This is a genomic window from Thermogutta sp., assembly GCF_039793925.1.
GTDB lineage: Bacteria > Planctomycetota > Planctomycetia > Pirellulales > Thermoguttaceae > Thermogutta.
The window spans coordinates 1-11,440 of sequence record NZ_JBAMME010000324.1 but is presented as its reverse complement, the minus strand read 5'-3'; the positions used below and the strand labels follow the sequence as shown (position 1 = coordinate 11,440).

Here is an 11,440-nt window from a genome sequence, read left to right as displayed (position 1 = left end):
CCGCTCACCCTACCTGACGGCCGGGAGGATGTCTTCTACCCCTACGTGGCCGTGGAGGATCGGGAGGTGCGCTTCCCCCGCGACTTTCAGCATCCCCAAGGTCAGGTTTACCGCCATGTGGCGAACCTGCGCCCCGGCGATGGGATTAGAGTGTCTCCTGCTCGGGTGAAGACCCTTTTTTTGGACAGCACCGCGGCCCGCTTTGATGCAAAGCGTTCACGTTACCTCGAGGATTGGGCACAGATGCGTGAGGTCTGGAGGCTTCTGCAACGGGTGGCGCCGAGCCAGACTGCTCTTCGGCGTCTGCGCAGCGAGCTGGCGCGGTTAGAAATGGATTGGCAATCGCCGGCTGGAGGCCCGGCGGCTCCACCTGACCTCTGGCGGGACACCCTGTGCGGTGTCCTGGCGAATCATCTGGAAGTGCAACGTGTAGCGTTGGAGACGCTTACCGAGGCCGCCGTGCAAAGCACTCTCCAATGGGCGCTAGATTGGCACATGACTGCGTTGAAAGAAAGTGTGTAAAGGAGCCAAAGCCATGGCGAGTTATGAAAGGTTTGTCCAGATCGGCATTGCCCTGGACCCCATCCACGTGGGCACCGGGGTTGCTCGCATTGGTCGGGTGGACCTGCCCATCGTTCGCGACCCGGTCACCCAAGTGCCCAAAATTCCCGGTTCCAGCCTGGCTGGGGTATACCGCACTTATGTAGCGATGCACTGTGAAGAAGAGAGGCAGCGCAAGCAGGGAGCGTCTTCCTCCGGTCAACAATCTCAGGGGCGCCGGAAACCCTACTACCCTGACTGCGCCGGATTGGGGTTGGATAAGAACCGTGGCCACTGCCGTCAGCCCGATTGCCCCATCTGCACCGTCTTCGGCTTCGCCCGTGGGGCCGGCCAGGAGGGCGGTTTTGCCGGCTTGGCCGCCTTCACCGACGCCCACGTGCTCCTCTTCCCGGTGCCCACTCGCCAGGGACCGATGTGGGTGAGCTGTCCCATGGCGCTTGACATGATCGGTTTTCCGGTGAAGGGCGTATGCGACGACGCTGTCTATGTGGAAAATCCGGGAAATTGCCTCAACCTGGGCTGGCTCTTGCTGGAAACGCGAAGTTGCGCCCAGATGCACGATATCAAGACGACCTTCCAAAATCTCAAAATCCTCGACTTTATTCAGAACCGCCTGGCTCTCGTGCCCGACCGCCTTTTCGCCCACGTCGTCAACAGCAACCTGGAGGTGCGCACTTCGGTCTCTATCAATCCGGCTACCGGTGCGGCAGAAGAGCGGGCACTTTTCTCGTATGAGGCTTTACCGCGTGGCACCGTGCTGGTGTGGGAGATCATCGCCAAGAATCCAGCGCACTTCAGCATAAATGGACAATCCATTACAGCCGTGTCCAGGCTGAATGATGTATACCAGAAGGCGGCACAGGCCCACGATTATCTCAAGCACCTGGGCATTGGTGGTATGGGCTCACGAGGTATGGGGCGTGTAGATGTGGTGTATGAGAGTCAACCCGTATCGCCTCGGACTGCCAACTGCAATTCACCTGCGAACCAGGGAGGAGGCCAGCCATGAGTAGCACTCAGATGACGAACCTGGACATCCGATGCGCCGAACTGGGGCGTGAGTTGGCGAATATTCCCAACATGGAAGAGAAAATCCTCAATGCGGCGCTCACAGTCCTGGAAGGACAGGGGCCGTATGCCATGTTCCTCTACCTAAAGGCCAAGCACAGCGCAGTAGCGGACCCAATCAGCGGGAAATCGCTCTCTTTCCTGAAAGATGTTTTCCATAACCGGCTCGACGGTGCAAATGACATCCTAGACGCCATAAAACGTTTGGCGGAGAACTTGGCCGATCTGCTTTTTGCCCGAGACCTCCTGCGCATGGCCCTTTCCTACGCGCGGTATCACCTGAAAGCGAGGGGAGATGGCTCATCATGAGTTGGACGATGTATCGCTGGATTTGGCAATTGAGGTCGCCTCTGCACCTTGGATGGCTTCCGGCCGGCGTCCTCAACCGGACGCGACTGTATATCCCCGCCCGTGCTCTTTGGGGCGCCTTGACCGCGGAACTGGCACACAGGCAAACTTCTGACCCCCCGGATTACAAGACGGTTGGGGAAAAACTCCAGCAAGACGCCCGCTTCAGCTATCTGTTCCCCGCCGAGTTGGTGGACGGTGAATGGAAAGTGTGGCTTCCCCAATACCGGCAAGGGAAAGGGCTCGTGTGGCATCGGGAAGACGGAGAAGCTGAATTAGAAGATCGGCGCCTCCGGACGCTCCTTTTGAGCACTCGTCCGGGTACGGCCATTGCGCCCGAATCCGACACCGCGGAGGAAGGCACTTTGCGGGGATTTGAGCTGATCAGTCCTTACTGGCAGGATGGAGATGGACAGTTGAAACCGGTGGCCATGGTGGGCTACCTCTTTTGCAAGGACACACCTTTATTTGAGCAGGTCAAGGACATTGACGAAATCTTCGTCGGAGGGGATATCCGCTATGGCTTGGGCCACCTCCAGCGGGTATTCTGGGAGGAAGCAGTGGATCTTTTCGGCTCCACGGTGGATCTGAGCGACGATTCACCAAAAGTGCGCAGCACCAAGCGCGTACTGGCTCATACGTTACCCCGAAACGATTTAATACTGTTGGGAAGCATGGAATGCATCGCTGGCTGGGATACGGCGCAAGGTGGGCTCAAGAAGGGCGATTTGACCTGGGCGCCCGGGTCCTGCGCGGCCTGCTGCTCAAGAGAATACACCATCCGAAAGGATGGCTTATGGGAAGCCGAAAGAAGCCAATCCGCCGCCTCATCGAAACCGATGAGATGCCCGTCGGGGTAATTTCTCAGCACGCCCGCAAAGACGACAAGGTACGCAAGGGCCACCTGCATACCCTCCACGTCTGGTTAGCCACGGGACCGCTGGCCACCTGGCGAGGCGCCCTGCGACTGCCCCAGCCGGCATAATTCCCCTACGGCCTTCCGCCAGCAGACGGGCGAAGTCCCGGATGCCTTAACTGCTTTCTTTATAAAGTGGGCAAGAAATCATGAAAAAAGAGGTAAGTCCCGCTCAAAAACCGGAGCAGCACCTCCCTCTCTGGCTGCAGCACATCATTCACCACCTCGCGCACAGTGGCGCCGCTCGTTCAAGACCACATGTTCCTTCGCACGATTTCGCCCTCGTACTTGTATAACGGCATGTCTACAAGAAGAATATTGACTTAATGGAACACACGAGATTTTTCCCTACAGCCCCACAAAGTGAGGTGGTAGGTTAGATCATGCCCCAGATCTTCGACAACATCGAGAAGGATCTCCTTTCTGCTCTCACCCAGGCGATGGGCCTTTCGGAACGCGCGGACTTCTGCGTCGGATACTTCAACCTTCGCGGGTGGAAACAGGTGTCGTCCCTGGTTGACAGATGGCCGGGCGGCGACGGTCACTGCTGTCGGATCCTGGTGGGGATGCAGCAGATGCCGCACGATCAGCTCAAGCAGGCATTGAATCCCGTCAGGGGCGAGCAGGAAACCGATCAGGCCACCGCCAATATGATGAAGCGCAAGCTAGCCCAGGAATTCCGCGACCAGTTAACTTTGGGCATTCCGACCAACGAGGACGAAGCGGCACTTCGCCATCTGGCGTCTCAGATCGAGGCCAAGAAGGTGGTGGTCAAGGTGTTCCTCCGCCACCCGCTCCACGCCAAACTCTACCTCCTCTTTCGGCAAGACCCGCTCAACCCCAAGATCGGCTACCTCGGCAGCAGCAACCTGACCCTGGCGGGGCTTTCCAAGCAGGGAGAGCTCAACGTGGACATCCTTGACCACGATGCCTGCGATAAGCTCGCCAAGTGGTTCGAGGATCGTTGGAATGACCGGTTTTGCTGGGACATTTCCGAGGAACTCGTGAAGATCATCAACGAGAGTTGGGCACGGCCGGCGCCGATCCCTCCTTACCACATTTATCTCAAGATTGCCTACCATCTTTCCCAGGAGGCCAGGGCGGGGCTGAGCGAGTTCCGGATCCCGGCCGATTTTGGCAACAAGCTCCTCGAGTTCCAGAAGGCGGCCGTGAAGATCGCTGCACATCATCTCAATAAGCGCGGTGGCGTGATCCTCGGCGACGTCGTAGGGTTGGGCAAGACCCTCATGGCCACGGCATTGGCGCGTATCTTCGAGGACGACTACGGGCTGGAGACACTCATCATCTGCCCCAAGAACCTGGTGTCAATGTGGGAGGATTACCGGCAGCGGTATCGACTCCGGGCCAAGGTGCTGTCGATCACGCGGGTTCTCCAGGAACTTCCCAACCTGCGTCGTTTCCGCCTGGTCATTATCGACGAAAGTCATAACCTGCGCAATCGCGAGGGCAAGCGCTATCGTGCCATCGCGGAGTACATCGCTTCGAACGATAGCCGTGTCATCCTTTTGTCAGCCACGCCCTACAACAAGACCTATCTCGACCTTTCGAACCAGCTCCGGCTCTTCGTTGACGAGAATGAGGACATCGGCATCCGACCGGAAAGACTTCTCCGGGAACTAGGGGAGACTGAATTCATCCGCCGACACCAATGCCCTGTCCGCTCGCTAGCAGCATTCGAGAAGAGCGAGTACGCCGACGACTGGCGTGAACTCATGCGCCTGTACCTGGTCCGCCGTACCCGGAGTTTCATCCAAGAGAACTATGCCAAGTACGATCCTGTTAACAACTCCAAATACCTCGAGTTTGAGGATGGCCAGCGAGTGTACTTCCCTGTGCGCGTGCCGAAGACGATTAAGTTCAAGATCAATCAGGGGGACCCCAAAGACCAGTACGCGCGGCTCTTCGCCGATGACGTTGTACAGACGGTGAACGACCTTAAGCTACCCCGCTACGCCCTGGGCAACTACCTGAAGCCGTCGCCCCGTAAGCCGCCCACGCCCGAAGAAGCAAAGGTTCTGGCCGACCTCTCACGCGCCGGAACACGTCTCAAGGGCTTTTGCCGGACGAACCTCTTCAAGCGTCTTGAAAGCAGTGGGCACTCGTTCATCCTATCGATCCAGCGCCACATCCTCCGCAACTACATTTTTCTGCACGCCATTGAAAATGGGCTGCCGCTCCCGATCGGGACGCAGGATGTAGGGCTACTCGATACGTGGGCGAACGATCAGGACCACGAGCTTTGGGAGGCGGCCGCCGGGGACGACGATGAGGACGCGCCCGAGGAGTTGGACAAGCCGACTTACGGCCCTCTCACTGAGGCGGAGGTTCGCAGCCGAGCTGCCGCTGTGTATGGAAGCTATGCTTCCCGATTCCGACGCCGCTTCAGGTGGCTGAGACCGGACCTTTTCGATCAGGTACTGGCCGAGGACTTGCGCAGGGACGCCAAGGCATTGATGGAGGTTCTGGATCGCGCCGGGACGTGGGATCCCCAGCGGGACGCCAAATTGGATGAACTCGTGACTCTTCTGACGAAGAAGCATCCGAAGGACAAGGTGCTTGTCTTCTCCCAGTTCGCCGATACGGTCGAGTACCTCGAACAACAGCTTAAGGCACGCGGTCTGAGGGCCGTCGCAGCGGTGACAGGCGCAACCGATGATCCGACATCCATCGCATACCGTTTCAGCCCCGTGAGCAATGAACGGCGCGACCGTATCGCTCCAGAGGACGAACTGCGGGTTCTGATAACCACCGACGTTCTGAGCGAAGGGCAGAACCTCCAGGATTGCAGCATCATCGTGAATTATGACCTGCCCTGGGCCATCATTCGGCTCATCCAACGCGCTGGCCGCGTGGACCGCATTGGCCAGAAGTCGGACAGGATTCTCTGTTACTCGTTCCTTCCCGCGGATGGCGTGGAGCGTATCATCCGCCTCCGCCAACGCGTGATGGAGCGGTTGCGTGAGAACGCAGAGGTGGTGGGGGCGGACGAGGCGTTTTTCGAAGGCGAGAAGGACGAGTTGCCACTTATTAACCTGTACAACGAGAAGGCGGGCATCCTTGACGGGGAGGAAGACGCTGAAGTTGACCTGGCCTCCTACGCTTATCAAATTTGGAAGAATGCCGTCGACCGGGATCCTTCCCTTGAGAAAATCATTTCCGATATGCCCAATGTGGTGTACTCAACAAAGCCCCATCAACCGACAGCCGACAGGCCGGAAGGCGTGTTGGTTTATCTTCGGACTGCCGAGGGGAACGACGCGCTGGCCTGGATCGACAGGGAAGGCAATAGCGTCACCGAGTCGCAGTTCGCCATTCTCAAAGCGGCCGAGTGCGATCCCGACACACCGGCCCTGCCGCGTGCCGAGGATCATCACGAGCTGGTCGCCAAGGGCGTCAGGCTGATTGTGGAAACCGAGAAGTCCGTCGGCGGGCAATTGGGCCGCCCATCGGGCGCGCGGTTTCGCACGTATGAGCGGCTCAAAAGGTATGCGGAGCAGATCAAAGGAACGCTCTTTGATTCTTCCGAACTTCTGAAGGCCATCGAAGACATTTACAAGTACCCCCTACTCCAATCCGCGACCGATACACTCAACCGCCAACTCAAAAGCGGCATCTCGGACCAAGACCTGGCGGCCCTCGTCATCGCGTTGCGACAAGACGGCCGCCTGTGCCGCGTGGAAGAGAAGGGCGGGCCAGGCGAACCCCAGGTGATTTGCTCTCTCGGACTCCGCAGACCGGAAAGCGACGCCGGAAAACCAGGAAACAATGGAGAGGTGTGAACACATGAAATTCGACGTTGCCGCCGTCAGGCAGTGTCTCAAGTCCTTCGACTTCAAGACCCTTTTTCGGGAACACCTGGGATGGGACAACCATCACGCGACGCTGGATGTGTCCGTCGAAGGAAACGTGTACAGACTTACGGCAGTTGCTCAAAAGAGGGGATTCGTCGCGTTCTTGTGCCCCACAATTCCCGACCGAGCCACTCGCCTCAAGATCGACCAACGGGTGACCAAATCCGTCCGCGAGCACTTTGTTATCTATACGGACGAGAAGGCCGGCGAGCAGGTCTGGCACTGGGTACGTCGCGAACCAGGGAAGCCTCTCGCCAGCCGGGACCATCGATTTCACATCAAGCAAACAGGTGACCCTCTCATTCAGAGGCTCAACCAAATTGCCGTGAGCCTCGAGGAAGAGGAGCAAATCACCGTCGTGGATATAGCCGGCCGCGCCCGGGCTGCATTCGACGTGGACAGGGTCACCAAGCGGTTCTACGACCGCTTCAAGGCCGAGCATGCGGCCTTCCAAAAACTCATCGAAGGGATCCCCTCGGACGACGACCGCCGGTGGTACACGTCGCTCATGCTCAACCGGTTGATGTTCGTGTACTTCATTCAAAAAAAGGGCTTTCTGGACGGCGACACGGACTACCTGCGCCATCGCCTTGCGATGGTGCAGAAGATCAGAGGTAAGAACAAGTTCCACTCCTTCTACCGCTACTTCCTGCTGCGTCTTTTCCATGAAGGGCTCGGCAAGCCTCCCGAGGAACGAAAGCTCGATCCCGAGTTTGAAAAACTGCTCGGCAAGGTGCCGTTTCTGAACGGCAGTTTCTTCGAGGTCCACGAACTGGAAGAACGCTGGCGCGAGATCGACATTCCCGACCATGCCTTTGAAAAACTTTTCGACTTCTTTGACCAGTACGCCTGGCACCTCGACGAACGCCCTCTCCGCGCCGACAACGAGATCAACCCGGACGTGGTCGGCTACATCTTCGAAAAGTACGTCAACCAGAAGCAGATGGGGGCCTACTATACCAAGGAGGACATCACGGAGTACATCAGCAAGAACACGGTCATTCCCTTCCTGTTCGAGGCCGCGAAGGAAAAGTGCGCTATCGCCTTCCAGCCCCATTCCGCCCTCTGGCGCCTCCTGCGCGACGACCCGGACCGGTATATCTACCCCGCGGTCCGCCATGGCGTCATTCGGGACGACGGCTCCATCGTGCCGGAATCGGAGCTTCCGGATTTCGTCCAGAAGGGGATGCACGACCCCAAGGCACGTATGTTCGATAAGCGGTACAACCTGGAGCAAGCCCCGGCGGGCGACCCGATCCGGCTTGTCACCGAGACCTGGCGTGAGTACGTCTATCGCCGCAACCGCTGCCTGGAAATCCGTGAAAAACTTCAGCGTGGCGAGGTGCACGAGATCAACGACCTTATCACGCTGAATCTGGATATCTGGCAATTCGCACGGGACGCGATCATCAACTGCGAAGGGCCGGAACTTTTGCGGGCTTTCTGGAACGCAATTCAGCATGTCAGCGTGCTCGACCCCACCTGCGGTTCCGGCGCCTTCCTCTTCGCGGCCCTCCGCATTCTGGAGACCCTTTACAGCGACTGCCTCGAGCGGATGGAACGATTCGTCGAGGACCTCGAGGGAAAGAAACATCACCCGGAACAGTTCAGCGACTTCAAGAAGGTTCTTCAGCAGATCGCCAAGCACCCCAACGAACGCTACTTCATTCTCAAGTCCATCATCATCAACAACCTCTTCGGCGTGGATATCATGGAGGAGGCGGTCGAGATCTGCAAACTGCGTCTCTTCCTGAAACTCGTTGCCCAGGTCGAGACGATCGACCAAATCGAACCATTGCCGGACATCGACTTCAACATCCGCGCCGGGAACACGCTTGTCGGGTTTGCGACGCTCGACGATGTGCGAAAGGCGATGCAGGGACGATTCGACTTCGACAAGGCCGTCAAGCGTATTGAGGAGGAGGCCGAGTTGGTCGAGCGGGCGTTCAACCAGTTCCGCGCCCAGCAGACCACTCACGGTGGCCGGGTCACCGTCCAAGACAAGCAGGAGCTCCGGGAACGGCTGCGAAAACTAACCGACCAACTCGACCGCTTTCTGGCAGCCGAGTATGGCGTGAACGTGGGGAAGCCGAAGGAGTTCGAGGCTTGGAAAGCCAGTCACCAGCCCTTCCACTGGTTCGCTGAGTTCTACGGGATTATGCACGCCGGTGGGTTCCATGTAATTATCGGGAATCCGCCGTATGTATCATCAGCGAAGGTCCGCAAGAATTACACGGTGAAGCAGTACCTGACGGAACGCTGTCCCGACATTTACGCTTGGTGCGTTGAACGCGTATCGCAACTCGTGCAGCTTGGTGGGTACGCTGGAATGATCATTCCACTAAGTCTCACTTTCGGCAGTGATTTCGCGCCTCTTCGGAAACTCCTTTACTCGGCCTACCGCACGAACTGGTTCTCATCATATGGACGTATTCCCGCCGCTCTATTTGCCCACGATGTGCGCGTTCGGAACACGATCCACCTTGGTGCGAAGCGCGGTGATGGACACCAGTACACCACACGACTACACCGCTGGTTTGAGTCGGAGCGAGATCATCTTCTTAGTCTCCTGTCGTATGTGCGATTCGACCCTGAGTGCTGGTCAGGTCGTATCCCCAAGCTCAATACGCAGACACTTGTGGACGCCTTCGAGCGAGCCTCTCGGCGGGGTGGGCGACTTGAGTTTGCGATATCTCCTTCTCCAACGAAGCACAAGCTCTATTTCAAGAAAACGGCCTACAACTGGCTCACATTTTGCCGCAGCCTGCCTCCCTGTTATGACGAGCGCGGAAGAGCGATTCCGCATACCAAGTTCGGTGAAGTGTACTTTCGGGAAGCCGACCTTGCAGCCGTTGCATTGTGCCTCCTGAACGGAAAGATAATGTTGGCCTTCTGGTTTGCCATCGGCGACGACTTCCACGTCACGAAATGGATGTTCGCCGATCTTCCGATTGATCTCACCCAGCTTCCGAATGCTGAGAAAGCGCAACTGGTACGCTATGCCGACCGCTTGGAGCAGGCCATGAGGGAAGCTACGTCATTCAAGGTCAACGCAGGGAGGCTAGTCGGCAACTACAATCTAGCCCGATGCCGCTACATAACAGACGAGAGCGACTTGATATTTTCGAAAGTATTTGGTTTTGAGGAGGCCTGGGCAGACATCGAGTTGCTCTATGTCCAATGCGTCAGGACGAATTTCGAGTCGGAGGAGGATTGCGGCCAATGAGCTACGAACATCACCAGATGGCACACCTTACGGCTGCTGCGATGCTGCACCAAGTGCGACAGGGCCAGGCCGAGTGGTCGGTCAAGGGGCGGCTTTCCCCGAAAACCACGTACTGGCAGGGCATCGCTTACTGGCCTCGTCCAGATCAGGCATTCGAAGATGAAAGCACGGGTGCGTCGCTCGCGATCGAGTTCAAACCGCCGGGTCGTGAGAGGCCGGAATACGTGCGGGGCTTGGGGCAAGTTATCACCTATCTCGAGTTGTTCGAATTCGGGGTGCTAGTTGTACCTCAATTTAGCCGGGATGGATTCGAGATTGGTAAGTATCTAGGAGAACTTCTCGGCAAGGTCATTGTGCCGCGGTTACCAGTGGCAGTGCTTGAGTACGGGCGTGATCCGAGTCAACTTGTGACGCGCCTGCCGTTATGCGAGCGGTCAAATTCGCCAACCGCGATACCGGGTAGGCAAGGCCGAAAGCGAAAGGTGTTTTGGGCATATTGGCGGGACCTGTCGCAATATGAACTATACGAGTTGCTTAAGCTGATGGATCAACAGGACTGTAACTTCGAGAAAGCCTTCGAGGACTTTTGGAAGAGTCAACGATCGAGCGGGAAAGCGCTCAATTGGGAGGGATCTCCACGAAAGCCGGCAGAATCAGTGTCCTATTACAACTCCGAGTTGATTAACAGCGAACTCTCCATGAAACACGTTGGGCTTATCGACTCGAACAATCGCCTAACACAGGCTGGGTATGATTTGCTGCGGCACGGCAAGATATACGGTCCGGACAGCATGTCGTTCAAGTTGTTCTTAGGTCACCAAATACTCACGGTTGGACGGCACATCGAGCTGATTCTCTGGGTTGAGGATATTCAGCGACAGATCCCGCGGAAGAGTAAGAGGAAATCGCGACTATTTTTGCAGGCCCTAGACGAGGAGCTCGAAAAAGCTGGGGTTATCGCCAAAGCGCCAAAGGGCCGGGCCAAGGCAACGTTTCTGAGGGACGAACCGAAGCTGTGGAACAAGTTGGGGTTGCTAAAGAGCTACAATGGTCGGTCGTACTTTTTCCCCGGTGAGGGATTTCGGTTCGACTGGCGGGCATGCATGGAAATGGTGAACTATGCATAACGTAGTGACGGGTCGCTGTTACCCTATCCTGCTGCCGATGATTCCGCGCGAGATGAAGTGTCCCGCGGCTGACGACATCATGGGGGACGAAGACTGATGAAACGCTCGCGTCCGGCCAAAGACATCCGTCGCCCCATCCGCGTGGAGCGGAATGACGACGCCTATCCCGCTTCGGTCAAGGCGTTCTTCGGCGAACGTGCCCCGGAGTGCATTTTCCTCCAGGGGAACCTCGAGCTCCTCCAGAGGGATTTGCTGGGGCTGTTCTGCTCGATCAAGTGCCCAGGCAGTATCATTCTCAAAACCTACGATCTCTCTAGGGCGC

General features: G+C 57.4%; 8 protein-coding genes. All 8 read left to right on the top strand.

Going from position 1 to position 11,440, the window contains the following annotated elements:
- A partial coding sequence (locus tag ABJK56_RS17550) for a hypothetical protein (RefSeq protein WP_347245973.1) occupies positions 1-522 on the top strand: 522 nt, incomplete at its 5' end.
- Between the two features lie 13 nt (positions 523-535).
- Positions 536-1,570, top strand: a complete 1,035-nt coding sequence (locus ABJK56_RS17545; RefSeq protein WP_095414550.1) for an RAMP superfamily CRISPR-associated protein — start codon at positions 536-538, stop codon at positions 1,568-1,570.
- Positions 1,567-1,938, top strand: a complete 372-nt coding sequence (locus ABJK56_RS17540) for a hypothetical protein (RefSeq protein WP_095414551.1) — start codon at positions 1,567-1,569, stop codon at positions 1,936-1,938. The genes ABJK56_RS17545 and ABJK56_RS17540 overlap by 4 nt, the downstream gene beginning before the upstream one ends.
- Positions 1,935-2,837 (top strand): hypothetical protein, encoded by a 903-nt coding sequence (locus tag ABJK56_RS17535; RefSeq protein WP_157731809.1) that lies wholly within the window; start codon positions 1,935-1,937, stop codon positions 2,835-2,837. The genes ABJK56_RS17540 and ABJK56_RS17535 overlap by 4 nt, the downstream gene beginning before the upstream one ends.
- 439 nt (positions 2,838-3,276) lie before the next feature.
- Positions 3,277-6,693, top strand: a complete 3,417-nt coding sequence (locus ABJK56_RS17530; RefSeq protein ID WP_347245972.1) for a helicase-related protein — start codon at positions 3,277-3,279, stop codon at positions 6,691-6,693.
- Between the two features lie 4 nt (positions 6,694-6,697).
- Positions 6,698-9,991: a DNA methyltransferase gene (locus ABJK56_RS17525; protein ID WP_347245971.1), complete on the top strand. Its 3,294-nt coding sequence runs from the start codon at positions 6,698-6,700 to the stop codon at positions 9,989-9,991.
- Positions 9,988-11,118 carry a hypothetical protein gene (locus ABJK56_RS17520; RefSeq protein ID WP_347245970.1) on the top strand — a complete coding sequence of 377 codons (1,131 nt, stop codon included), beginning with the start codon at positions 9,988-9,990 and terminating at the stop codon, positions 11,116-11,118. The genes ABJK56_RS17525 and ABJK56_RS17520 overlap by 4 nt, the downstream gene beginning before the upstream one ends.
- Before the next feature lie 96 nt (positions 11,119-11,214).
- The coding region (locus ABJK56_RS17515) for a hypothetical protein (protein WP_347245969.1) at positions 11,215-11,440 on the top strand (226 nt) is incomplete at its 3' end.

Coding starts and splice junctions, on each gene's coding strand:
- ABJK56_RS17545 (WP_095414550.1), top strand. CDS start 536: ATGGCGAGTTATGAAAGGTTTGTCCAGATCGGCATTGCCCTGGACCCC.
- ABJK56_RS17540 (WP_095414551.1), top strand. CDS start 1,567: ATGAGTAGCACTCAGATGACGAACCTGGACATCCGATGCGCCGAACTG.
- ABJK56_RS17535 (WP_157731809.1), top strand. CDS start 1,935: ATGAGTTGGACGATGTATCGCTGGATTTGGCAATTGAGGTCGCCTCTG.
- ABJK56_RS17530 (WP_347245972.1), top strand. CDS start 3,277: ATGCCCCAGATCTTCGACAACATCGAGAAGGATCTCCTTTCTGCTCTC.
- ABJK56_RS17525 (WP_347245971.1), top strand. CDS start 6,698: ATGAAATTCGACGTTGCCGCCGTCAGGCAGTGTCTCAAGTCCTTCGAC.
- ABJK56_RS17520 (WP_347245970.1), top strand. CDS start 9,988: ATGAGCTACGAACATCACCAGATGGCACACCTTACGGCTGCTGCGATG.